A 24,703-nucleotide genomic window follows, 5' to 3' on the forward strand; every position below is an offset into this window, starting at 1 on the left:
GGCAATCTGCATTTGCCTCGCTTGCGAAAGACTCCCATGGACTATGATCCTGCGACCAGAGACCGGTTGATCGCGGGTGCCATGCTGCCATCGGCGGCAGTCGTTCAGGCTCATCGCTTCCGGAACTGGTTTCGCACGGGCCTGCATGAACTCTTCGAGCAGGTCGATGTCTTGCTCGCGCCCGCAACACCCGGTCCGGCTCCCCGTATTGATCAGGCGACCCTATCGGTTGGTGGAAAGACTGTTTCTGCCCGCGCCAATCTTGGACTGTTCACACAGCCATTGAGTCTGGGGGGGCTGCCCGTTCTTTCCGCTCCTCTGCCACCGGCGGCATCAGCTTCGACAAGCGGAATGCCCTTGGGAATACAGATCATTGCCGCTCCCGGGAAAGAGAATGTTCTTTTCGCGATCGGCAAGGCGCTTTCTCACGCGGGCCTTGCGGGATATCCCGTTCTGGGCGTGCCGGTGCCAGACAAGGACTGACGAAAACGGGACGTATCTATCGTCTGACGACGCCGAAATACTCTTCCAGAAGGTCGATGTTCCGGAGATTTGCCTTGAACGCAATATCGACCAGATCGCCCAGAACAGGCACAAGGTCGAAAGCTGCTTCCAGAGCAATATTGACCAGCATTTTAGCCAGAAGGCTGGTGGGAGCCTTCAGACGCCAGCCTTCCCAGGCAAAAAGCAGGGAAAGAACCGTCATGATCACTGTGCCGCCAACCGGCAGCAGACCGATCAGGGCATCTGCGCCCATGCGGAATTTTGTCCCCGGGATGCGAAGGGCCGCATCCAGAAACCACGCCAGCCGCCGCAGTCTCTGCAGACGCTGAAGCACGTCTCCAGAAAGCGGGGGCAGGATTTCTCCATTCAAAGCAGTCGCTGCATTCATACCAGAGATATGAGAATCGCCGATCTCCCGCGCAAGGATTGTAATGCAAAAATTTACTTTGCTTGCTAAGGGAGGCCGCTTCGCTCCGGCTTGTCGCACCTGCCAGCCGCCGGATGACACTGCTTTTTTCTGGAACTCATCCGGTTATGTACATCCCGTCCGCCGTCGCCGTTGCACGCGACAGTTTTCTTCTGGCGTTTCCTGCTCTTTTTTCGATCATCAATCCACTCGGAGCGGCGATCATCTTTATTCAGGCGGCAGGCAACTGCCCCGCGAGCGAACGTGCGCGTCTGGCGAAACTGGTCGCCTTTTACACCACACTTCTGCTGATAGGCTCAGTCTGGATCGGCAGTCTGATGCTCAGCTTCTTTGGCATCACCTTGAATGCTCTGCGCGTGGCAGGTGGTCTTTTTGTCGCGCGTGGCGGCTGGATCATGCTGCAAAGCCCGGCCGATAACGACCATCAGCGGCAGAGTCAGATCGTCAGTGACGATGGCACACCCATTTCAGCGCCCAATTCGCAGGATATTGCGTTCTTTCCGCTGACCATGCCTTTCACCGTTGGTCCTGGCACGATGTCTGTCGCCATCGCCCTGAGTTCCGGCGATAGCGGCAAACATTCACTGGCCTATGAAGGTGGACTGTCAGCCGCGGCAGTCGCTGTGGCGCTGACCGTGTGGCTTGCCTATGCCTATGCCGACCGACTGACCACCATTCTGGGCGTCACCGGAACACGAATCATGGGACGACTGGCGGCCCTCATCCTGCTGGCGATTGGCGTGCAGATTGTGGCGGCCGGGCTGATGGGCTTTGGGCATGACTTCCTGAGTTCCGTGAAGAACTGACAGGATCGGTATTTCGTTAACGCGTTACTTGCCGAGAATGCGGGTCACTTCCTGTCTGAGGGCAGGAAGAACCTCATCGCCAAACCACGGATTGCGTTTCTCCCATGCTCCGGTCCGCCATGATGGATGGGGCAGGGGAAAATAGCGGGGGAGATAATCCCTGAAATGAGCCACGCGATCTGAAACACGCCCCGGTCCAAGCACGTAATTTTGCGCGTAACTGCCCACCAGCAACGTCAACTGGACATCATGAAGTTCAGAAAGAACCTGTTCACGCCATAATGGGGCACATTCCGGTCTGGGCGGGCAATCGCCCCCCTTTGGCAAACGTCCCGGATAACAGAAACCCATTGGAACAAGCGCGACCTTTTCCGTGTCATAGAAAGTTTCGCGGTCCATCCCCAGCCACTGTCTGAGCCTGTCGCCAGATGCGTCGTTGAAGGAAACGCCTGTCTCATGAACTTTCGTGCCGGGAGCCTGACTGGCGATAAGTAGCTTTGCCCGCGGAGAGACATGCAGAACCGGTCTCGGTCCAAGTGGTAATGCATGGGCGCAGACGGTGCAGGAACGAATACGCCCGACCAGTTCGTCCAGAGAGGCATCTGACATCAGGCTTGGGCCGCCAGCCGATCCCGAACAAAACGGGGAACGACCTGCGTGGCCGGGCCATAGCTCACTTCATCGAACAGTTGGGCGTTACCGCTCGGCACGAGATTCAATTCCACCGTATGGGCATGATCTGCGGCCTGTTCGGCGAAACCTGCGGCAGGATAGACGGTTGCGGACGTTCCGATGGCGACAAAGGTGTCACACATGTCGATGGCCTGCATGATGCGTTCCATGTGCAGCGGCATTTCTCCAAACCAGACGACATCGGGCCGCAGTGCTTTCTGCTCACATTCGGGACAAGGTGTTTCCCGCGTGCAGGGGCCTTCCCATTTCGGTGTGACGCCGCACGCAAGACACCGGAGACGCAAAAGCTCACCATGCATGTGAACGACGTTCCTTGAACCTGCGCGTTCATGAAGGTCGTCTATATTCTGGGTGACCAGCAGGAACGCATCATCCCGGTTTTCCCCATAGGCTTTCTCGAGTTCAGCCAGAGCGGAATGAGCGGCGTTGGGTGTTACGTTTTTCAGTTCGAGCCGACGACGATTGTAGAAATCATCAACCATTGCCGGATTTCGCTCGAACCCTTCAGGCGTGCAGACATCCTCCAGTCGAACCTGCGACCAGATACCACCCTCATCCCGAAAAGTGTCCAGTCCCGATTCACGGCTGATTCCGGCTCCGGTCAGGATGACAATGCGTTCCAGTATCAGGGTTTCCCGTCATTGAGTTTATAGACCAGCAGAAACTCTTCCTTTTTGGACAATCTGCGCCTGTAGACTTCATGATAGCGGCTTCTCAAAACGGCATAAAGCTGCGATCTGACTGCGAGGTTTTCCTCAGACCAGGCTGGCTCTTCTGTCAGAACATAGAGGGGCGAAGCCGCCAGAACATGTTGCAGTTCTGCCTGCGGGTCTATGCCGGTCGCCTGTCGCTCCGCAAACTCATTGAAATGGCCGGGGAATGGATGCGTCGTGAGAGCGCACCATGGCAGCACGTCATAAAGAATAACGGGTCCCTGATAGACGAATGTGCAGCCTTTCGGCTGAGACATGACCTGGGTCAGTTGCGCCAGTATTGCCCTGTTTCCACGCTGTTTCTCGTGTTTATGAATGTCTTTCTGCCCCATGATCAGGCCCCAGAGGAGAAGCAGGACGGAGGCGATCCGGCCACCTTTTGGAACGTCCCATAGCGGAGCGCACAGTAGGGTCAGGGGAGGAAACAGCGGCAACGCGTAATGGGTGTACCATCCCCCAAAGACGATCACGCCAATGCAGGCTGATACCGCCCACAGGATGAGAAAACGGAAAGCTCTTACCGTCGGTGCGTCTGTCACCGTGCATTTCAATCGATAGCCACACCCCATTACAGCAGGAACGATGAGAGGGATTGTCAGCAAGAGCAGTCTTGCTTCGTTTTCTCTCAGTGTCGCGGCGGTGCGTTTTCCGCGCAGGAAAATTGAATCCACATTGGCTAAAAGCCACTCGTGACCATAGCCGTCTGCATAATAGGCCGCAGCTACAATGAGTGTGGGAAGGAGCGCCAGCAGGCACCACAGAAACCCGTCCAGAATGATCGCGCTGACACGGGTTCCCACTCTCATGTGACAACAGAGCAGAAAGAGCCCGAGAAACATGCCTTCAAAGACAGCTGAATATTTGATCTGAAGTGCCAGCCCGACCAGCAGCATTGCCTGACAGCCTGTGCTTCGTAGAACTTTTTCTGAGGGGTTCGGCAGGACCACCCGAAACAGGACGAGCGACATCGCAGCAATCATCAGAAAATTATAGAAGACCGGGCTTTGACCGCCTTCACCCCCCGCCAGATTCAGCCAGGTGATGTAGAGCAGCGCCACAATGAATGCGCCGCTTCGAGAGGCTATCGTCCCGGCCATCCGCATCAGGATCACCGACGTTCCCCACACCGAGAGGAGCGCTCCGATCTGATAGGCTACGAACCGCCACGATCCGAACAGATGGAAAAAGGCGTAAAGCAGGAAAAGGCCAAAAGGCTTCCGGTCCCATATCTGCACATAGGGCAGATCACCGTGCAGAAGACGGCCACCCGTGAAGAGGTAGAACTCTTCGTCGATATGAATGACGGGATTGCCGAAAGTCGCAACACGACAAACTATTGCGAACAGCAGAAGCGCCAAGGGAAAAATGGTTCTACTTTTGTCTGTGGAAAGCAATGGACAGCCTGTTGAATCATATTTTCGCATCTGACAACAGCGTTCATTCAGAACACTATTCTCACATCCAGATCACGAAAAATTCTGAACGGCAGCATTCATAGACTGTCTGTTAACTCAGACAATGCCGGGGACAACACAAAATGTTCTGATATTTTTCAATATGTGACTCCGCCACATAGAGCGACCGGAGATCAGGCCTGTTTCCTGACAACAGGAGACAGGCCTTTGTAACTCAGATGACGTTCAGGATGTGCGTGACAAGCGCGTCAGCGTTTTCTTCCGCTGTAGTCCCGTCCGCCTTGATGTGCAGATCGGCTTTTGTCGGTGCTTCATACGGCGCACTGATGCCGGTGAAGTTCTCGATCTTGCCATCCCGCGCGGCTTTGTAGAGCCCCTTGGAATCACGCTGCTCACAGGTCGCAAGGCTGGTGTCGACGAAGACCTCGTCAAACTCCTCACCGATGATCTTGCGTGCCAGAGCGCGGTCAGCCACCAGCGGCGAGATCAGCGCAACGATCACAACCTGACCGGCCTGCGTGAGGATCTTTGCAACCTCGGCGGCACGGCGGACATTCTCGTGACGATCTGCCTCGGTGAAGCCCAGATCGCTGCACAGTCCCATGCGGAGTGTGTCGCCATCCAGCACGAACGCGTCGATACCGCGTGCAAACAGCTTCTTCTCGGCCAGACGGGCGATCGTGCTCTTGCCTGCACCCGAAAGGCCTGTCAGCCAGACGACACGCGCCTTGTGACCCTTGCTGCGGGCACGCTGTGCGCCGTCAACTTCGCCAGCCGACGGATGGATCGCGTGACCGTCCTTCAGATCAGCCGGGCCAAGCAGCGGAGCGCCACCGACGATGCGCTGGTTGCGATCAACCAGAACGCCGCGTCCATCGGACGTGCCGGGCGAGAACTGGTCGAACTGGATAGCTTCACCCGCCACAAGCGTGACGTGCGCGAAGCCCTCGGGGCCGACTTCCTGCGCCTGCTGCTCGGTCAGATCATCGAGACGCAGAACTGAGTCGATCGACGCCACTGTCACCTGATGCTCGGCGGTGGAAAGACGCAGGCGGAAGCTCTCGCCAACCCGCAGCGGTTCCTGACGCAGCCAGAACAGGTGCGCGCGGATACGAGCGGTTTTCTCCGGTGCCTGATGCGGCAGGAAGAGCATGTCACCACGGGCGGGGATCACGTCCGGCTCAAGGACCAGCGCGATGGACTCACCGGCCTCGGCTTCCTTGTTGTCAGCGGCGTGCCAGCGGGCAACCTTCGCCACACGGGCCTTGCTGCCCTGTGTGCCGATCTCCACCGTGTCACCCTCACGGATGACGCCGCGTTCGATGCGACCGGCGACGTAGCGCACGTCATCGTAGCGGTAGACATCCTGCACAGGCATGCGGAACGGCAGGGCGGCACGGGTGTTGCCGCTCGGGACAGCAGCCAGAGCCTCGGTCAGGATCGGGCCGGTGTACCACGGGGAACGCTCGGACCGGCTGGCGATGTTGTCGCCGTCACGGGCAGAGGCCGGAACGAACAGGGACGGTGTCAGGTCAAGCTGGGCCAACAGGTCTGTCACGGATTTTTCGACGGCGCGGATCTTTTGTTCGTCGAAGCCCAGTAGATCGGCCTTGTTCAGCAGAACGATGATGTGTCGAATGCCGATTAGACGCAGCAGCATCGCGTGGCGACGGGTCTGCTCCTGCGCGCCCTCGTTGGCGTCCACCACCAGCACGGCGGCTTCAGCATCGGCGGCGCCGGTGATCATGTTGCGCAGGAACTGACGGTGGCCCGGCGCATCGACGATCACGAACTGGCGGTTGCCGAGACGGAAAGGGATGCGAGTGGAATCAACCGTCACACCCTGATCGCGCTCGATCTGAAGGCTGTCGAGCAGGAAGCTCCATTCGACGGCCAGACCGCGCTTCTTCGAGGACTCGATGATCTGCTGGACCTTGCCGTCCTGCAGATTGTCGGTGTCATACAGCAGGCGACCGATCAGGGTGGATTTGCCGTGATCGACGTGGCCGACGATGACGATAGGCGTTGCGGTGTCCAGCAGAGCCTCGCGGTCAGCAGGGTCGAGGCGTGCAGCGGATAGTGTGTCGCTCATGGTGTCTGTTCCCAGCTCTCAGAGATAACCGGCGACACGCAGCCGCTCGAATGCGTCTTCGGATTCATGGTCCATAGCGCGGCCAGCACGCTCGGACGTCTTGGTGGTCTCCAGTTCCGCGATGACCTCGGCCACGGTGGAGGCGTTGCTCTCAACCGGGAAGGTGATGTCGGAATCGCCCAGCGAACGGTAACGCTTGCCGTTCTTGGCGAAATACAGGTCGACCAGCGGGATGTTCTCGCGCTCGATGTAGCGCCAGATGTCGATCTCACGCCATGAGAGCAGTGGATGCACGCGGATATGCATGCCTTCCTCGTGCGGGGTGGCATACTGGTCCCAGAATTCGGGCGGCTGGTTGCGGATGTCCCACTTGTGGGATGCGCCACGCGGACTGAAAACGCGCTCCTTGGCGCGGGTGCCCTGCTCGTCACGGCGGATGCCGGCGATGACACCCTGAAGCTTGTTCTTCTCGATCATGCTGGCGAGACCAGCGGTCTTGCGGGCGGCAGACCGGGCGGCAGGCGGCAGGGTCGGGTCCATTTCCTCGACCGGCGGACAGTGGCCCAGCAGCAGATCGAGATTCCACTTCTTGGTGTATTCGTCGCGGAACGCATACATCTCGGGGAATTTCTTCTCCGTATCGACATGCATGACCGGGAACGGTACGCGGCCCATGAACGCCTTGCGAGCGAGCCAGACCATGACGTTGGAATCCTTGCCGAGCGACCACAGCATGGCCAGCGGCTTCAGCTTCCGATACGCCTCGCGGAGGATGAAGACGCTCTGCGCTTCAAGTTGATCGAGATGATCCATGATTAAGTGGAACCTTCTTATGCTGTCAGGCCGAATACTGTCAGGTGGGGCGGTGGATGCCACATTCGACTTTTGCCATACCAGCCCAGCGGCCGGCACGGGGATCTTCATTTTCGCCCACCGGCCGTGTGCAGGGCGCACAGCCGATCGAGGGGTAACCTTTGGAGGCCAGAGGATGACGGGGCAAGCCGCGTCGGGTCATTTCCGCGTCAATTTCCTCTCTGGTCCAGTCGGCCAGGGGATTGATCTTGATGCGTCCCTCGCCATCCGACTCAATTACTTCCATACGGTTGCGTGTCGCGGCCTGTGAACGCTTCCGTCCGGTAATAAGCGCAGGGTAGGGCAGGGACGCCGCATCAAGCGGCTCGACCTTGCGCATCTTGCAGCAGGCATCTGGATCGAACGCCCAGAGCTGTCCTTCCGGATCACGATCCTGAAGGGTGCGCTCCGAGGGACGAACATCAATCACATCGAGCAGGCCAAGGGTGCGGGCCAGTTCGTGGCGATATTCGATGGTCTCCGGGAAGTGCATGCCGGTCTCGAGAAACAGGACCGGTATGGCGGGATCGACCTCAGCCGCCAGCGCCAGAAGGAGAGCAGACTCAGCCCCGAACGACGACAGCACGGCGACCTGTCCCGGAAGCACCTCGCAGGCGGCTTTCAGGACGTCGTGTGCATCGCTTCCGGCTGCCCGAAGCGTATCGATCTGCTGCTGGGTGACACTCACGTCAGATATCCCTGCTGTTTAATACGACGAAGCGCCGTGATTTAGTGGGGATGTAGAGGATAAGAGTTACAAATTCAAGACGTATAACGGAATTTCATAAGACCATTGAGTGTTAATTGAACTATTTTCAATAGTGAAAATACTTTCGCCATCCGGCAAAACAGTATGATAGGCTCTTTGGAACGACGCGAGGCTGACCTGCCTGAAGTGTCGCCCCTTGTTCGGAGATTAATCATGAAGCTCTATTATACGCCCGGTGCCTGTTCCCTTGCTCCTCACATTGTCCTGAAGGAAGCAGACCTGCCGTATTCGCTGGAAAAGGTCGATCTGGCATCCAAGAAAACCGAGACAGGTGAAAACTATCTCGAGATCAACCCACGCGGCGCAGTGCCGGCGCTGGAAATCGAACCGGGTGTGGTCATCACCCAGAATTCCGCCATCCTCCAGTATATCGGTGACCATTCGACCGTTCCGGCCTTCAAGCCGGCTTATGGTTCACTGGAGCGCGCGCGTCTTCAGGAAGCGCTTGGTTTCTGCAGCGACCTGCACGACACCATCGGCGCGATCTTCGCTCCTGATCTGTCCGGTGAAGCGCTGGACAAGGTTGTAGCAGGCGTCAACCGTCGCATGGCGCAGTTTGAAGCCATGCTTCCCGATAACACGGAATACTGGCTGGGTGACGATTACACGCAGGCCGACGCCTATGCCTTCGTCCTGCTGTCATGGACGTATTTCAAAAAGATCGACATTTCCCGTTACACAAAGGCCGTGGCGCTCCATAAGCGTGTCGGCGCACGACCTGCGGTTATCGGTGCAATGAAGGAAGAAGGGCTGTCCTGAGCACTGTAGCGAACAGTCAGCTTTTATCACCAAGAGCCTCGTGCAGGGATGTGGTGAACTGTCCCGGCGCGAGCGGCTTGGGCTGGGTCGGGGCAGGGGCCCAGGCGCTCATCACCGCCAGATGGAGGGGAAGGGACAGAATCCCTTCCTCATCTCCGCATTTTTCTGCCAGCCCTTCGAGCGCGGCAGGAAAAAGCGCCGGATCGGGAATACGCCGATCCCGCAGCGTCAGGGCGTTGGTCTCCCCCGCCGCCCGCAGATCCCGAAACAGCGCCAGTCCTGAACGGTAACGGATATCCATCACGTCCGCATCCACAACAGGCAGGGCAAAGCCCGCTCGCTGAAGCAGGGACGCACAGTCACGCAGTGTCGGAAAAGGCGAGACATGGGGTGAGACGCCGCCGCTCAGGGCCAACTCGGCTTCCTCGAACCCGGCACGCAAAGGGGCAAGCGTCGGCAGGACTGGCATGCTGGCCAGAAAAAGACCGTCCGGTTTCAGGATTTTCCTGATCTGAAGAAGTGTGCCGGGGAGGTCATTCACCCAGTGCAGCGAAAGGCTGGCGATCACCAGATCGAAGCTATTCTCGGCAAAGGGGAGGAATTCCTCATCGGCACAGATTGTCAGTGTGCCGGTCCTGTCTTTGACATGACGCGCCATACGGGATGACAGGTCACTGCTGACAACCTCAATCCCCCGCATCTGCAGACTGGACGTCGTCGCGCCTCGGCCACCGATGTCGAGCGCCAGCGGGAAAGAGCGCGTCAGATCTTCCAGCCGCTCAATCAGACGGTCAGCGGCTTCTTCCAGAATGGCGGAAACACCATCAAGAGTGTCCGCTGCACGGTCCCGATGCAGTCTGACTGTATGGCGGTCGAAGATGGCATGGTGATGTTCCATGCTGGAAATATGTGCGCCGGTCTTCTGTCTGTGCCAAGAGGAAAGCACAGGATGGAACGGTATATTCATCACAGTGACGGCAGATCAGGGCCAGTAAAGCGATGCCAGCAACCTCACACCAGCAGCTCGGTTCACAATGACGCTCCTTACAGGGCGTTTTGGCAGGGCGATCAGAACCACAGGCCGCTTTGCGTTGGATCTCGTGCTGCCTCCCACCTGTTCATCCTGTGGCGAGGAAGTGGATCAGCCGCATTCACTCTGTTCGGCCTGTTTTGTCAGGATGCACCCGATCGGCGAGCCTCGCTGCGATCAGTGCGGGGTTCCGCTTCCAGCTTCCTCGCATCTTGGACGGGATGCGCGTTGCGTTTCCTGCGAACTTCATCCTCCCCCCTGGTCAAAAGCCCGGGCGGCCTATGTTTACGATGAGGGATCACGCGACCTGATCCTGTCGTTGAAATATGCCGACCGCACCCAGAACGCCATCATTCTGGCGAAGCAGATGAGCCGGGCCGGGCGAGATATTCTGGAGCGGGCGGACTGGCTGATCCCGGTTCCGGTTCACTGGCGCCGACTGCTGGAGCGGAAATACAATCAGGCAGCACTACTGGCCCGTGCAGTGAGTCGGCTGTCGTCGGTTCCCGTGTTTGTCGATGCTCTCCAACGACCTCGCGCCACCAGCCGTCTCGCCAGTTTTTCCGCCGAGGAGCGGGCGAAAGAAATGAGGGATGCTATCCGGATCAGACCTCGGAACGCCGAGACGATCCGAGGGAAGCACGTCGTGCTGGTAGATGACATTCTGACAACAGGTTCGACCGCAGCGGCCTGCACACAGGCTCTTCTTTCTGCCGGAGTGGAAAGTGTGTGTCTGCTGGCGGCGGCGCGGACCACGCCGGATACGCACGACGATATAAGTCGGCCAGACCTGTCAGAAGATTAGCGGACACAGGCTGATCCATTGATGCCTCATCAGAATGCTTTTCTGTATCGGCTTTCATATGACAGCGGGCAATGACACGCTATGATAGGACATATCGAAGCAGTGTCGGGCATGAGCCCGCCTCAAAGTGACGGAATACGAATGCCAAAGATCGAGATCTATACCCAGCCTGGCTGCCCCTACTGCATTCGGGCCGTAGCGCTTCTTGAAAAGAAGAAGGTGCCTTTCACAGAGATCAATGCGCCGCATGGTACGCAGGAGCGTGTTGATTCACGCGAGCGCTCTGGCGGCAAGACCACGGTTCCGCAGATCTTTGTGGATGGAAAAGGTATTGGCGGCTGTGACGACCTGTTCGCTCTTGAACGGAGCGGAAAATTGGACGCCCTGTTACAGGCCGCCTGAAACAGCCCATGATCCACTATCAACTCCGCTGCGTCTCTGATCATGAATTCGAAGGATGGTTCAGGGATTCCTCCGCCTTCGAGGATCAGGCTGCGCGCGGACTTCTTTCCTGCCCTTTTTGTGGAACGGCAAAAGTCGATAGGGCGCTGATGGCGCCGGCGGTGCGTTCATCGCGGCAAAAAAGGGATGAACAACAGGAGCAGCCTGTCGTCGCTGCCGACGTGCCTGCGACATCTGTTGCCGGGCAGGCAGGTATTCCCGATGCCCTACTGTCGGCACTTCAGAAAATGCGGCAGGAAGTGGAAAGCAAATGCGAGAATGTCGGCGACCGGTTTGCCGAGGAAGCCCTTCGCATCCATCATGGCGAGGCCGAAGAACGCGGTATTTATGGGTCCATGACCTCTGAAGACCATGAACGACTTGAGGATGAAGGCGTTTCAGTTCAAAGGCTTCCCTGGGTACAGCCTGCCGAGGGATAACCGTTCCGTTCACTGGAACCGGTTGCCACCGGGTAACCGGAAGGATGAAATACGTGACTGCTGATTTGCCGCCAGAAACTCCCGGTCGTTCATTATCCGCCATCACGGTTGGAAAAGCGGCTGTCCGGCTGATTCTCGCTGCTTTTGTAGGATTTGCCGTCCCTGCTGTAATGGTTTCCGTCCATGCGGCTGAACCATCAGGCACCGCCATTCCGCAGGATGCTCCCATCATGGGGATGTGGCTGAGCGAAAAGCATGACGGCATCTTCCGGATTGCTCCGTGTGGCGATTCTGTCTGCGGCACGCTGATCGGTCTGTCTTACGGCCCGAAAGAGCCCATGCCACGCGCCAAGGATGGCCGCGCAGAATGTGATCTGGTCATGCTCACAGGATTCCGTCCGATGGAGGATGATCCCGGACGCTGGGAAGGCAAGATCCTCGATCCGGACGCAGGCAATCTGTATCACGCACAAATCTGGTCACCGAAGCCGGATATTCTGAAGTTGCGTGGTTACATTCTGGTGCCGGTCTTCGGCGAAACCCAGACATGGAGCCGCTACCACGGTACAATTGGCCCCGAGTGCCGCATGCCAGCCAATCCTTGAGGATTTGAAAGAAGGTCTCGTGCGGGGTGGACGTCGCTCCGTCACGTGACTAAGGCATGGTCCACAAAGACGATCATTTCTGAAAAGCGGGAGCAGGTTCTGACGACGCGATGAGGTTTTCGGGTTCTCCCGCGACACGATCGTCTGCCGGTCGCTGGTTTATCGTCGCACTCACTCTTATCGGCCTGCTGGGCCAGCTTGCCCTGCAGGGCCTTGCATCGCCGGGCGAGACACCCCGAACCGCCATTCTCCGCCTGACCGGGATCGATATCAGCCCCAGGGCCGTCGTTTCAGGTCATCTGCCGGGCCATGAAATGAGCAGCATGCACATGGGGCACGGCTCTTCAGCCGATGGTCATCATGTCATGCCCATGCCGGATCATCATGGACATTCCGGAGAAGAGCATCACCACGACAGCGACTGTCCTCTTTGTCCGCTGTTACTGTTTTTCGGCATTCTCCTGAATGCGACGGTCTTTCTTCCGGCCGTCAGCGCGGTCTGGCTGTCCATGCGCCGGTTTTTCGCGCAACCACGGGCACCGCCCGCTTTCACTCTGCTGTTGCCGCCGGCGACAGGGCCTCCACTCGCCATCTGAACATCTTCCGCCATCGCACTTCATAGTTGACCGGACAGACGCTTCAGCGTGCGCGTCTGTCCGGTGACTTCTGCGATCGACTTCTGTTCAGATCACAGGATAGCCCTGTCATGTTCATTCCCGGCCACAAGCACGCCCTGCTGTGCTCTGTCTTCACGCTTGGATTTGTTGTTTCTGTTTCACCACTCTCCGTGTCCAGCGCCCGCGCTGCCACGTTTGATCTGACCCCGGCAAAGAGCCTTTCCCGCGTTTCGCCCAAATCTTCTCAGACAAAGGTGTCAGCTGAGAAAGATGCTACCGGGCAGACCAAGATTGTTGCTCATGCGGATGAGAACATCATCGTCAATGCAATCAGGCTGCGCGATCGTACCAACCCCGACACCACATCGCTTTTTCGCCACAGCCTTGGTTTCAGCTCCTATTCTGCGGGAGGCGTCTCTGCGCTACCCGTGCTGAACGGCATGGCCGATGACCGCGTCGCCACGATTGTTGACGGTATGAGGATTGCTTCAGCCTGTCCGAACCACATGAATCCCACACTCTCCTATGTCGACCCAGATTCAGTCGCGACGGCGCAGGCGATCGCGGGCATTACTCCTGTGAGCATCGGCGGTGACAGCACGGGTGGCAGTATCGTGGTGGAGCGGCGTGATCCTCTGTTTGCGGAACACGGAAAACTCCTCGTCACCGGACATGTGCGGGGCGATTATCGCAGCAACGGTGGCGGGTCAGGCGCATCGGGCACCATAACCGTGGCCAATGACACATGGAGCCTGCGCTATACCGGCTCCTACGCTCATGCGAGCAACTACCGGACCGGTGGGAGCAACAGCAGGCAGGTTCGTTCGACCAGTTATCTGAGCTTCAATCACGCGGTGACCGCCGGTTTTCATAAGGACAATCACCTCGCGTCCGTCACCTTCGGTCAGCAGGACATTCCCTACGAAGGTTTTCCCAACCAGTACATGGACATGACCAACAACCGGTCCACCTATGTGAACGGCAAATACAAGGGCGATTTCGACTGGGGCGATCTGGAAGCGCGGGCTTACTGGCAGCGGGTCGATCATGTGATGAACATGATGAACGACAAGGGCGGCCATACCGCCACCACCGGCATGCCGATGAATACAGACTCCCGTTCAGTCGGTTACAGCCTCAAGGCGATCATCCTTCTTGCGCCGAAGCACACGCTCACTCTTGGCAGCGAGTTTGAGCATAACGGCCTGAACGACTGGTGGCCGCCGTTGAGCGGCAGCATGATGATGGGGCCGAACACGTTCCATAACATCAACAATGGTCACCGAGACCGACTGGGACATTACGCGGAATGGAACGCCCAATGGCTGCCTCGCGTGTCCACTCTGCTCGGCTTTCGCAGTGACCTCATCATGATGAACACAGGAAAGGTTGCGCCCTATTCATGGACCGGCATGATGTCGATGGCCGACGCCATGGCCGCTCAAAAGTTCAACGCGTCGTCACGGGGACGCACCGACACAAACTTCGACGTGACGGCGCTCGTTCGCTGGCATCCGCTGGACAGCCTGTCGATTGAAGGCGGATACGCCCGCAAGACACGTTCTCCCAACCTTTACGAGCGCTATTCCTGGGCACAAGGGGGAATGGCCACTAGCATGATCGGCTGGTTTGGCGATGGAAACGGCTATGTTGGCAATCTCAATCTGTCCCCGGAAGTCGCCAATACGGCCAGCTTCACCATCACATGGCACGATCCGACAGACGATGGCTGGGAAGTAAAGGTTCAGCCTTATTACACCTACACCCACAACTATATAAATGTAGTGCGGATCGGTTCTTTTTCGGATGGGATGTCAAAGCTTCAGTTCGTCAATCACAACGCGCAGAGCTACGGTATCAACTCCTCGGCCAGAGCGCGGCTGTGGAAAACAGAAGCGTATGGAACGGGTGAAATCCGCGCCAATCTGAACTGGGTACGTGGACAGGATCTACAGAATCACTCTGGCCTGTATCACCAGATGCCAACCAACGGCACGGTTGGGCTTTACGAAACCTACCAGAACTGGACGGGACGGATCGAAACCACTCTGGTCAAGAGCAAGAGCACGGTCGACTGGGTCAGAAACGAGCCCCGCACACCGGGTTATGTGCTGCTTGGGCTTGGCGGCAGCTATCGCTGGCGGAATTTCCTACTGGATGCCAGCATCGAGAATATCTGTAACCAGAAATACTATCTGCCGCTGGGGGGCATGTCGCTGGGAGACTACAAGGCGACCGGCATCATGAGTCCGCTTCAGGGTATGGGGCGGTCTTTCAATGTCAGTCTGACGGCCTCTTTCTGATGTATGGGTTGGGAGAGGGGCTTATGCCCCTCCTTCCCACCAGGAAATTCGTTTAGAGTCTTTCAGGCCCATACGCTGTGTCGGTTATTCCGGATGAGCGCCAGACACTGGTCGAAAAGCAGAAAAGGCTGGCAGGACAATAGCGTTTCGCCATCCGTGACAAGAATTAAAACAGCATCGTCAGGGACGGTTTGAAGAGGCGTTTTCTGTTCTTCCTGATATGCTCCTTCAGAGTCTTCAGGATCATCCGGATAGAGCGCACACAACTGCTCGAAACCTGCATCGATCGTGCTTTGCATGACGTCTTCCATACCGGCGCCAGCCAGTGAAGTCTGTTCTTTCACCATATCAAAAAATCTGATGATCTGATCGGTGATCTTCGACACAGCCTCACCGAGAGGCCACTCTTCGGCGTGAGCAATGTTCGCCAGCAGACGACCCAGCCCCTGCATGGTCAGACAATACTGTCCATCGACCACAAGCCGGTCTTCAGAGGAAAGAGTGTAAAGGTTCTTTTCTGTGTCAAGAAAAGAACCGGTCCCGGTCAGGCGTTTGTCCCATACAGGCCAGTCATGTGCTGTTCCGATCTTCAGACATGTCCTGCGAGCGTCCATTTCATTCAAGCATGGTGCGAGTGGATGATGAGTGCCGTCCTGAAATATAACGGTCGGTACATGATTTTTCTGATCATCGGAAACAGGTCTGACCCAGAGGCATTTCACCGCCTCAGGCGCAAGCAGTGTCGGATCAGCAAACGGAGAAGCGATTTCGGATGCAGTGTGATAACCGAAAGCCATGGTCATTTCTCGTGGAAATAGGATGCATGATTGAAAGCGGTTTTTCCAGAAGGCAGATCAAAGACTGGCTCTCTGCCTTTGCTCAACCCATCGAACTGGTATCCAGTTTTTCAATGCTTTCACTGGTGATATCCGCAATCGAACTGGCTCCTGTCAGTGTCATGGCAACCTGAAGCTCCTTTTCCATCAGGGAAATAAGATTCTCGACACCAGCCTGACCATTCGCCGCCAGAGCATAAACAAACGCCCTTCCCAACAACACGGCATCCGCGCCAAGGGCGACCATGCGGGCAATATCGAGCCCGGACCGGACGCCTGAATCGGTCAGTATCGCCAGCTTTCCCTTGACCTGCTCCACGATAGGCGGAAGAGCGCGACAACTGGAGAGAACGCCATCGAGCTGACGACCTCCATGATTCGAGACGACAATTCCATCCGCGCCGAACCGCACGGCATCCTGTGCGTCTTCCGGGTCGAGAATGCCCTTGATAATCATTGGGCCTGTCCAGAACTCGCGGATCCATTCCAGATCCTTCCAGCCGATGGAAGGATCAAAGTTACCGGCCAGCCAGCCAATATAGTCTTCCAGTTTCGTCGGACTGCCGCGATAGACCGAGATGTTACCCAGATCATGCGGCCGTCCGCGCAAGCCGACATTCCATGCCCAATGAGGGTGCGTCACGGCCTGAAGGTAACGTCTCAACGGGGCGTATGGCCCGGACATGCCAGAATGCGCATCGCGATAACGCGCGCCCGGCGTGGGCATATCGACGGTGAAGACCAGCGTTCCAATCCCCGCAGCCTTGGCGCGCTCAAGCACGTTTTTCATGAAGCCACGGTCTTTGAGCACATAAAGCTGGAACCAGATCGGCTGCGGCGACTGGCTCTGCACTTCCTCGATCGGGCACACAGAGACCGTTGAAAGCGTGAAAGGAATGCCTTTTTTCGCGGCCGCTCTGGCGGCCTGCACCTCGCCACGACGGACATACATGCCGGTCAGCCCTACAGGCGCGAGAGCGGCGGGCAGGGAGAGCCTGTGTCCGAAAAGTTCTGTCTGTGTGCTGAGATTGGATACGTTCCGCAGAATGCGCTGTCTGAGCGCAAGATCCGACAGGTCAGAGATATTACGTCCCATGGTGTGCTCGGTATACGAGCCACCGTCGATATACTGAAACAGGAATGGCGGCAGACGGCGGCGGGCGGCTTCCCGGTAATCCGATGGCGCTGAAATGATCAATCCAAATCTCCTGCTGCCGGTTATCCGAAACGACTGTTACGGCGTTACGTAATGATCTGGATCAACAGATAAATGATAATTATTCTCATTTGCAACAACGAGATAAAGTGAACTACTGAAAAACTATTCCGATGCGCAAAATGATTGGGACTGGAAGATGATTTGGCCTGTCGTTACAGCGAATATCCAAACCAGCGCAGCACTCCCATAGTCGCCATATAAAGCCCGAACGTCAGACCGCATCCACCCAGCAATGCCGGATAAAAAGCTACTCCGTGTTTCATCGCACACGGGATGAGCAGAAACATCGGCAGGGATGGCAGCACATACCAGAATGTCGCAAAAACATGCGCTTGCATCCGCTCAGCGTCATGGGTTTCCTGCCACAGCCAGAGCATACCGAAAATCGAGACAAGCGGGAGCGAGGCGATAAGAGCGCCGGCAGCCGGATAGCGTTTGGCGACTGATGAGGCGAGAGCGATCATCAGTCCCGACAGCATGACTTTCAGAAGAAAAAACATCGACGCCCCGACTCAATTCTTTTTTGCGTTAGCCTGTTTTCGGCAGCCTGCCACCTCAGGATACGTCGGGAAAAAATTACATTCACCTGCGCCATATCAATGCGCCCTAAATCGACATCAACCAGACTCCTTGGGCAAGGGAGACAGAAATGTTCGCGATGCAGCTCAGCAAACCCCATACCCCGCTTGAATGGGTCGAGCTTCCAGACCCTCATCCGGGGCCGGGCCAGATCCGTGTAAAGGTTGGTGCCTGTGGGGTGTGTCGTACTGACCTGCATGTGGTGGATGGCGATCTGACCCATCCGGCCTTACCGATCATTCCGGGACACGAAATCGTCGGCAGGATTGATGAACTGGGAGACGGCGTCACGGATCTGAGCATCGGTCAGCGTGTCGGAATCCCTTGGCTGGGACATACCTGTGGCCATTGTCTCTACTGCGATGAGGGCAAGGAAAATCTCTGCGATCACCCGCTATTCACCGGCTACACGCGCAATGGCGGTTATGCGACGATGACGGTAGCGGATGCCCGCTATGCCTTCCCGCTGGGAGAAGAGGGAGACGATGTCTCGCTTGCGCCACTGCTCTGCGCTGGCCTGATCGGCTGGCGGTCCCTTTCTCACGCCGGTAATGGCAAGAAAATCGGACTGTACGGGTTTGGTGCAGCCGCGCACATCATCGCTCAGGTTCTACGCTGGCAGGGCAGGGAAGTTTACGCTTTCACCACGCCCGGTGACACGGAAAAGCAGGCATTTGCACGGTCTCTTGGGGCTGTATGGGCAGGTGGTTCGGACGAAATGCCGCCGGATCTTCTCGACGGAGCAATCATCTTTGCCGCTGTAGGTTCTTTGGTGCCCGCAGCTCTCAAGGCCATCCGCAAAGGGTGCCGCGTGGTCTGCGCCGGGATTCACATGAGTGAAATTCCGGCATTCTCCTACGATATCCTGTGGGAAGAGCGTGAGATTGTCTCAATCGCTAATCTGACCCGGCAGGATGGGCTCGATTTTCTGTCTCTTGCCCCAAAGATTGGCATCAAAACGAAGACTACGACCTATCCGCTCAACAAGGCGAATGAAGCCTTGGATGATCTGCGACATGGCCGCTTTGATGGGGCCGCCGTGCTGGTTCCGTAGATCCATGCATAGAGAAACTAATCAAGCACAGCTTGCAGGTTACGGATCAGGACAGATGAAGCGTAGGGTTTATGGATGACAGGCACATCGGAAAATTCGGCGGGAATCATGTCATGCCCTGTATATCCGGTCGTGAAGATGAAAGGTACTCTCTTTTCACGCAGGATTGCAGCAACATCGAGCACATTTTCCTCGCCCAGATTGATGTCCAGAACCGCGACATCCAGTGCTGATGAGAGAATGAGCTTCTTCGCCTCGCTGACAGATGCCGCAGTACAGATTCCGGCTACGCCATGATCGGTAAGAGTGTCCTCAATTTCCATGGCGATCAGCATCTGATCTTCCACAATCAGAACTTGAGCATTCCTGAGATTGATGCCTCTCTTCTGGTCCTCGGCGAACTCATGGTTGCTCCGATGGGTCATGGACCACGGTTTGTGATCATGCTCGGAGGCTTCATTTACAAAGCGGGCAGGCACCGACAGACGGATATTAACTCCCTCGGGACAGAATGTCCGTTCCGCGACGCCGCCCAGTTCATGCGTAAGGGCGCGGGAAAGCAGCAGGGAGCCAAACCCAAGATGGGTCGGCTCGCTGACTTTCGGTCCCCCGGTTTCTTTCCAGAGAATGTCCCAGGTCTGATCAACCCTGTTGAATGTCCAGGAAATGGCGAGATGACCCGTCTCACATGACAACGAGCCATATTTGGCTGCATTGGTGGCAAGTTCGTGAAACAGCAGCGTCATGACGGACAGCGCCTTTCCCGGCATCCACAAATCCGGGCCCGTCACCGTGATGGCATCCGGTCGGATGGAGTAGGGAGCCAGCTCAGCCTCAAGCAAAGCGTAGAGATATCCGCCGCTATTGGCGCTCACGATCTGATCATGCGCTACGCCGAGCGCCTTGATCCGGTCACGCAATCGCTGAATGCTGTCTTTGTGTGATCTTTCCTCGATAATGGAACGACCGACGACAGACTGCACAACGGAGAGGATGTTTTTGACGCGATGCGTCAGCTCATCGTTCAGCAGTCTCTGGCGTGCTTCGGCCTGTGACCGCTGTTCCAGCAGCGCCTGATAGTAAGCGCCGGTTGCTTCTATGAGGGCAGCACGCAGTTCTTCAGCAGCTTCCTCGTCCTCAACGGTCCACGTTGCGGAACAGTCATGCACCTCGTCCTGACAGAAACCGCCTTTTCCGTAACGCACCGTCGGCGTTTCACCGGACTCTGGCGCACGGTTCACGATGCGTATCTTTTCCTTGCGGAAGAAATACAGGTAATCGCCCGGCTGCGCCGTCAGGGGCACGACCATCATACCGGCGACATCAGGCAGATGCGTTACCAGTGAGGGGACATCCCGAATGAGTGAAACGGTGTCCCATATCTGGGTAATGCCGTCGTTATAAGACCCAGACCAGCGGACCAGTTCAGAGATGGATTCAGGCTGGATTGCAAAACCGTGGACTGCCGGATGCCCGTCAATCCAGACAGCTACGCCGTCACACTCCACCTGAGACGCCAGGTCGGCGACATGGGCACGGATATAGGCCGGAATATCAGTCGCAGATGCAGCGTCATGCACAAAACCATGAATGGCAGCATATGTTTCCTGCGTGACCTGCAAGCGGCAGGTACGAACATTTGCCGTAATCTGGAGAGCCACATATTCGCTAAACATTTTTGCGACGGCGCGCTCGTCCATCGTGACATTCTTCGGGGTATAGTTGCGTCCGATCAGCATGCCCCACAATGCGCCATCAACGACAAGCGCCAGCAGCATCGTCGCCTCTATGCCGCAGGCTTTCATATAGGCCTGCCTGTCTCCGGATGATGCACGCATCATAACCAGAGAAAGATCCAGCGGTGCCAGTTCAGGCTCTGAACGGATTTCGACAGCTTCTGACGAGACGTTTTCGATCACCCGGATCAGGGAACGCAGATAGAGCTTTCTAAGCGCATCCGGCAGGCCTGCATGGGAGATGTACTGCCCGGCAAGATGTGCAAGTCCGGGTGCACAGTCATCAGCCATCACTTCGGCCAACCCATGCGGAGCGAACCGACACAGCATGACGTGATCGTACTCAACGATCATTCTCATCTGAACGACGGCCGCCTGACATAACGGCAAAAGTTCATTGTTCTCTCTCAGTCGATCAATCGCGCTTCTCAGGTGACGAATGAGGGAGCCGGTCAGTTGTGGAGGGCCGGGAGGCGTACACTCAATGACAAGATCATCGCCTGAGACATGGACTGCGATATCGCAGGCGACTGGTTGAGGACCGACGGGAAGATTGAAAAGCAGGGCAGGGCGACCAGTAATCTGGTTCTCTTTCAATCCATCCAAAATGGCCCGTGCAGCGATTTCGGCAGCACACTGAACAAACGTGTCCCCGAGCGCCATATCAGGCTGCGAAAGAAAAGAGGGAGCGTTTACGGAATAACGTCGCAGTCGGAGCGTGTGGGTATCAAAACACAGAAGACATCCGCGTGCCTGAACAAGGTTCCTGTCCGCCGTATCTTTAAGCGCAACAGACGAGGCGGCTACCGAGCGTTCGCCCTGCCGAGCCTCACTCCAGTTTGCCTCATTCTTTTCTCTGCTGAATTCCATTCTCTCTATCTACCCCGCTAGATGCCATGCATTTTCTCCGCCGACAGAAGTGTCGGTTTCCTTCCACCGTGATTTCGCATGGCTACGGTTGGCAGTGCGCGTTAAAGAAAATCTCCTCCTCATCAACCGGTTTAATCGAAAACAGAAGCCTGTTTTTCTCTAACACATCGGAAGCATCACAAAATATAAAAAAGGCCTGCAAAAGAATATTTACAGGTAGGCTAACGCAATAATACCACTGATCAACGCCACCGCAAAAACGCCACACACCAGCGGCAAACGTTTTTCGATGAAAGTTTCAATTGGCGCTCCAAAGCGACGCAGTAATCCCGCCACGAGAAAAAATCTAGCCGCACGCGTTGCTAGACTGGCCATAATAAACGGCAACAGGGCAAAATGAGCCGCGCCGCTTGCAATTGTCACAAATTTATAGGGAACAGGTGTCAGGCCCTTGATCAGGATGATCCATACACCCCATTCACGAAATTTCTGCTGTAAAGCAGCCAGCGTAGCGTCCGCATGGTAAAAGTGGACGATCGGGCGAGCTATGACTTCAAGTAGAAAGGCTCCGATATACCATCCGAGCACACCTCCTGCGACACTGGCCAGGGTCGCAATGACGGCATAACGCCATGCTTTGGCCCTGTTGGCGAGAACCATCGGGATGAGCAAGGTTTCCGGGGGAAGTGGGAAAAAACTTGCCTCAGAAAAGGCAAGAACAGCCAGGAAAAATGGAGCCTTGGGACCAGCCGCATGAGCACGCACATGTGCATAAAGACGGTCAAGCATGACGTCAGAGATCCCGTATCCAGTTAAACTGGCGCAGGCATGCCACTTTGACCACATGAAGGGCAAGACCAATGATGCCCTTATGCGGGGCTCTTTATCGAAATGACGTTAAAAGAGCATTAGAAATAAGGATCGATCAGTAATCAGGGAGATTGTCCAGAAGACGCAGCTTCCTCGGATTGATGTTGGCGCTTCAGGGAAGGGGAGAAAACGGAGGCTTCCAAGGCTGTAGAGTAAGGTGGGAAGCTGCCAGAATGGATGAGATAGTGCCGGTTCATCTGACAACAGGGTTTCCTGGTACGATTTTGTCCCGTTTTAACGAGCCTGCAGAGGCTGTAGGCTATGCATCGATACACAAAGCCGACGAAGGTCGTCTCGTAGCCATCATGCGTGATGCATGTATCGAGACACCCAAAAGACGCATAAGATATATTATGCCAACTTTTTACGCGTCATAATATGGGCTGACAAACTATGACAAGGACATCCGTCTTCGCGTCGATATGATTGTGTCTTACAGTCCGTTGTCGAACAAACAGGCCTGTTGCGAGTTATGACAGCGTCTGAACAGAGTTAAACAGAGAAAGACGGCAACGTATGATCGTCAATAAACGGATCGGCCTTATGGTTCTGATGCGGGAAAGCATCGGCACCCTTCTTGTTCTGGCTGCATGGGATTTTGTGGTCGTCACTCTCTACCAGCTTTTCCATCAGGAATGGATGGAAATCCCCAGCCTCCCCCTTTCTCTGATTGGATCAGCTCTCGCTCTCTTTATGAGCGTGCGCAACAACACTGCCTATGCCCGGTGGTGGGAAGGTCGCACGCTCTGGGGCGCTATCACCAACAACTCCCGCTCTTTCGGACGTCAGGTCTGCTCCATTCTGGGCGGACGCAAGGATCTCGTACGGGCAATGGCCGCTTATCCGCACGCGCTTAGAACGGCTTTGGGTCAGGTAGACGCCACCAAAGACGTCGAGCGGCTTCTTGCGCCGGAAATGGCCGCCCGCATCAAGGGCTGGAAAAACCAGCCGAACGGTATCCTGGTCCAGTTGGGCCTAGGTGTGACCGAGGAAGCCACAAAACTCGGCATCGACGGCGCGCTGCATGGCCAGATCGATCGTATTCTTTCCGATCTGGCCAACGCTCAGGGCGGATTGGAACGTATCCAGAAGACGCCTCTGCCTATCCAGTATTCCGGTCTGCCCCGCGCTCTTGCCAATATTTTCTGCGTCGTGCTGCCGTTGTCGGCCGTTCAGACGCTCGGCTGGATCACGCCTCTTGGCTCTTCGCTGGTCGGGTTGTTGTTCGTGGTTCTGGACAAGACCGGAGCCGATCTTCAGGAACCTTTCATCAACACGCCTCATGCCCTGCCCATGGCGGCCATGGCGACAACAATCGAGACGGATCTGTTGCAATCTATCGGTGAGGCTCCGCCTCCCCCCGTTGCCATCAACAACGGTGTGCAACCATAACGAAAGTGCGTCATTCAGGTCACAATCTGATCACAAGCCTATCAGGTGAGCCGATATTGCGTTGACCGCTATTACTATTTCGTCACATTTCAGACGTAGCGTCGTCACATATCGTCTCACTATGCCCGGCACGGACGACGGCTTTAGCGAGCCGTCTCTACGCAGGCCCGAAAAGGACCAATATGATCGGAGTTCAGCTGGCCCTGATTTCTGCTTTCCGTGCCTGTAACCGATCTCCGTCGGTAGCGCCTGAAAGCATGCGCCGTTCCAGCCGTAACTCTCTTCTGGCAGTCAGCCTGCTTGCAAGTTCATCACTTTTTCTGACAGCGCATCAGGCAAGAGCTGATGAATATACCGACCTGCTGGATATCCTGAAGATCAAAGGCAGCCTTACTCAGGGCGAATATAGCGCCCTGATGATCAAGCACCGTCGCCATCAGCAGGAAAGCGCTGAAGCAGAATCAGGCCGTAGTGAACGTCGCCCCGCCCGTCTGGCTTCCGCCCGGGATCAGGATCGTGCCGGACATTTCCGTTCGGCCTCCTCGTCCGCGCACCATGTCGCCGTCGCGAGCGGTTCGGATGTGACGCCGGTATTTCTTGACGCGCAGGACGCCGCTTATGACGCTGCGGCGAGCGCACGCTCGGCCCGTCAGTCCATGTTGGCGGCTCAGGCAGCCATCAATGATCCGAGCATTGTCCGGGTTGACAAATACGTGCCCGGCAAAGGCGTGACCTTCCATGCCGGTCCTGTCGCGATCAATCTGTCCGGCTTCGTGAACGGTTTCTACACATACGACAACGCATATGGACGCTATGTCGGTGGTGGCACATCCGCGGGTGCGGGCGGCAGCAAGTTTGACGCGTCCGCCGTGCGTA

24 protein-coding genes and 1 pseudogene are annotated in these 24,703 nt (G+C 56.6%); 12 read left to right on the forward strand and 13 right to left on the reverse strand.

The annotated features are described in order from the left end of the window. The coding region (locus B3759_RS03470) for an amidase family protein (RefSeq protein WP_291363657.1) at positions 1 to 483 on the forward strand (483 nt) is incomplete at its 5' end. A 16-nt stretch (positions 484 to 499) separates the two neighbouring features. Here the strand turns inward: B3759_RS03470 and B3759_RS03475 are convergent. Next, positions 500 to 838, reverse strand: a complete 339-nt coding sequence (locus B3759_RS03475) for a DUF4112 domain-containing protein (RefSeq protein ID WP_291363659.1) — start codon at positions 836 to 838, stop codon at positions 500 to 502. Positions 839 to 1,038: 200 nt separating this feature from the next. Between B3759_RS03475 and B3759_RS03480 the strand changes: the two genes are divergently transcribed. Continuing rightward, positions 1,039 to 1,737, forward strand: a complete 699-nt coding sequence (locus tag B3759_RS03480) for a MarC family protein (RefSeq protein WP_291363660.1) — start codon at positions 1,039 to 1,041, stop codon at positions 1,735 to 1,737. A 24-nt stretch (positions 1,738 to 1,761) separates the two neighbouring features. Here B3759_RS03480 and B3759_RS03485 read toward each other — a convergent pair whose 3' ends face one another. The 6 genes from B3759_RS03485 to B3759_RS03510 all read right to left on the reverse strand — a co-directional run bounded on the left by B3759_RS03485 (position 1,762) and on the right by B3759_RS03510 (position 8,190). After that, entirely contained in the window at positions 1,762 to 2,346 is a 585-nt protein-coding gene (locus tag B3759_RS03485; protein ID WP_291363662.1) for a uracil-DNA glycosylase family protein, read from the reverse strand. Then, positions 2,346 to 3,053: an NAD-dependent deacylase gene (locus tag B3759_RS03490; RefSeq protein ID WP_291363715.1), complete on the reverse strand. Its 708-nt coding sequence runs from the start codon at positions 3,051 to 3,053 to the stop codon at positions 2,346 to 2,348. Before B3759_RS03490 ends, B3759_RS03485 begins: the two co-directional genes overlap by 1 nt. A gap of 2 nt (positions 3,054 to 3,055) precedes the next feature. Further along, positions 3,056 to 4,501 carry an ArnT family glycosyltransferase gene (locus tag B3759_RS03495; protein ID WP_291363663.1) on the reverse strand — a complete coding sequence of 482 codons (1,446 nt, stop codon included), beginning with the start codon at positions 4,499 to 4,501 and terminating at the stop codon, positions 3,056 to 3,058. Between the two features lie 271 nt (positions 4,502 to 4,772). After that, positions 4,773 to 6,650, reverse strand: a complete 1,878-nt coding sequence (cysC, locus tag B3759_RS03500; RefSeq protein ID WP_291363666.1) for an adenylyl-sulfate kinase — start codon at positions 6,648 to 6,650, stop codon at positions 4,773 to 4,775. 18 nt (positions 6,651 to 6,668) lie between these two features. Next, positions 6,669 to 7,463 (reverse strand): sulfate adenylyltransferase subunit CysD, encoded by a 795-nt coding sequence (gene cysD / locus B3759_RS03505; RefSeq protein ID WP_291363668.1) that lies wholly within the window; start codon positions 7,461 to 7,463, stop codon positions 6,669 to 6,671. A 40-nt stretch (positions 7,464 to 7,503) separates the two neighbouring features. After that, a complete protein-coding gene (locus tag B3759_RS03510) occupies positions 7,504 to 8,190 on the reverse strand; it encodes a phosphoadenylyl-sulfate reductase (protein WP_291363670.1) in 687 nt (228 codons plus the stop codon). Between the two features lie 234 nt (positions 8,191 to 8,424). Between B3759_RS03510 and B3759_RS03515 the strand changes: the two genes are divergently transcribed. Further along, positions 8,425 to 9,030 (forward strand): glutathione S-transferase N-terminal domain-containing protein, encoded by a 606-nt coding sequence (locus B3759_RS03515; protein WP_291363672.1) that lies wholly within the window; start codon positions 8,425 to 8,427, stop codon positions 9,028 to 9,030. A gap of 16 nt (positions 9,031 to 9,046) precedes the next feature. Here B3759_RS03515 and B3759_RS03520 read toward each other — a convergent pair whose 3' ends face one another. After that, positions 9,047 to 9,928, reverse strand: coding sequence for a methyltransferase domain-containing protein (locus B3759_RS03520; RefSeq protein WP_291363674.1), 882 nt, complete (start codon positions 9,926 to 9,928; stop codon positions 9,047 to 9,049). Between the two features lie 136 nt (positions 9,929 to 10,064). Here B3759_RS03520 and B3759_RS03525 point away from each other — a divergent pair, with 136 nt between their 5' ends. From B3759_RS03525 to B3759_RS03550, 6 genes are all read left to right on the forward strand, one after another. Then, the gene (locus B3759_RS03525; RefSeq protein ID WP_291363676.1) at positions 10,065 to 10,865 is read left to right on the forward strand and encodes a ComF family protein; all 801 of its coding nucleotides are present in this window, start codon (positions 10,065 to 10,067) and stop codon (positions 10,863 to 10,865) included. Between the two features lie 141 nt (positions 10,866 to 11,006). Next, a complete protein-coding gene (gene grxC, locus B3759_RS03530) occupies positions 11,007 to 11,267 on the forward strand; it encodes a glutaredoxin 3 (protein ID WP_291363678.1) in 261 nt (86 codons plus the stop codon). Positions 11,268 to 11,275: 8 nt separating this feature from the next. Beyond that, positions 11,276 to 11,746, forward strand: a complete 471-nt coding sequence (locus tag B3759_RS03535; protein WP_291363680.1) for a DUF1178 family protein — start codon at positions 11,276 to 11,278, stop codon at positions 11,744 to 11,746. Positions 11,747 to 11,790: 44 nt separating this feature from the next. Then, complete coding sequence (locus tag B3759_RS03540; protein WP_291363682.1) at positions 11,791 to 12,351, forward strand: DUF2147 domain-containing protein; 561 nt, start codon at positions 11,791 to 11,793, stop codon at positions 12,349 to 12,351. 110 nt (positions 12,352 to 12,461) lie between these two features. Further along, complete coding sequence (locus tag B3759_RS03545; protein ID WP_291363684.1) at positions 12,462 to 12,947, forward strand: DUF2946 family protein; 486 nt, start codon at positions 12,462 to 12,464, stop codon at positions 12,945 to 12,947. Positions 12,948 to 13,057: 110 nt separating this feature from the next. Next, on the forward strand, positions 13,058 to 15,271 hold the full coding sequence (locus tag B3759_RS03550; RefSeq protein ID WP_291363686.1) for a TonB-dependent receptor: 2,214 nt from the start codon (positions 13,058 to 13,060) through the stop codon (positions 15,269 to 15,271). A 62-nt stretch (positions 15,272 to 15,333) separates the two neighbouring features. Here B3759_RS03550 and B3759_RS03555 read toward each other — a convergent pair whose 3' ends face one another. The 3 genes from B3759_RS03555 to B3759_RS03565 form a co-directional block, all read right to left on the reverse strand. Beyond that, complete coding sequence (locus B3759_RS03555) at positions 15,334 to 16,068, reverse strand: hypothetical protein (RefSeq protein ID WP_291363688.1); 735 nt, start codon at positions 16,066 to 16,068, stop codon at positions 15,334 to 15,336. An 82-nt stretch (positions 16,069 to 16,150) separates the two neighbouring features. Next, complete coding sequence (gene lldD / locus B3759_RS03560; RefSeq protein ID WP_291363690.1) at positions 16,151 to 17,305, reverse strand: FMN-dependent L-lactate dehydrogenase LldD; 1,155 nt, start codon at positions 17,303 to 17,305, stop codon at positions 16,151 to 16,153. 173 nt (positions 17,306 to 17,478) lie between these two features. Continuing rightward, entirely contained in the window at positions 17,479 to 17,826 is a 348-nt protein-coding gene (locus B3759_RS03565; protein WP_291363692.1) for a DUF3147 family protein, read from the reverse strand. Between the two features lie 149 nt (positions 17,827 to 17,975). Between B3759_RS03565 and B3759_RS03570 the strand changes: the two genes are divergently transcribed. After that, positions 17,976 to 18,959: a zinc-dependent alcohol dehydrogenase family protein gene (locus B3759_RS03570; RefSeq protein ID WP_291363694.1), complete on the forward strand. Its 984-nt coding sequence runs from the start codon at positions 17,976 to 17,978 to the stop codon at positions 18,957 to 18,959. A 17-nt stretch (positions 18,960 to 18,976) separates the two neighbouring features. Here the strand turns inward: B3759_RS03570 and B3759_RS03575 are convergent, their stop codons facing one another. Together B3759_RS03575 and B3759_RS03580 are read right to left on the reverse strand one after the other, a co-directional pair. Continuing rightward, complete coding sequence (locus B3759_RS03575; RefSeq protein WP_291363696.1) at positions 18,977 to 21,565, reverse strand: HWE histidine kinase domain-containing protein; 2,589 nt, start codon at positions 21,563 to 21,565, stop codon at positions 18,977 to 18,979. Between the two features lie 210 nt (positions 21,566 to 21,775). Then, the gene (locus tag B3759_RS03580; RefSeq protein WP_291363698.1) at positions 21,776 to 22,354 is read right to left on the reverse strand and encodes a YqaA family protein; all 579 of its coding nucleotides are present in this window, start codon (positions 22,352 to 22,354) and stop codon (positions 21,776 to 21,778) included. Between the two features lie 597 nt (positions 22,355 to 22,951). Between B3759_RS03580 and B3759_RS03585 the strand changes: the two genes are divergently transcribed. Together B3759_RS03585 and B3759_RS03590 are read left to right on the forward strand one after the other, a co-directional pair. Next, positions 22,952 to 23,827, forward strand: coding sequence for a bestrophin family protein (locus B3759_RS03585; protein ID WP_291363699.1), 876 nt, complete (start codon positions 22,952 to 22,954; stop codon positions 23,825 to 23,827). Between the two features lie 182 nt (positions 23,828 to 24,009). Then, positions 24,010 to 24,703, forward strand: a pseudogene (locus B3759_RS03590) (porin); the annotation flags it as partial.

Source organism: Acetobacter sp. UBA5411 (assembly GCF_002409645.1).
Classification (GTDB): Bacteria; Pseudomonadota; Alphaproteobacteria; order Acetobacterales; family Acetobacteraceae; genus Acetobacter.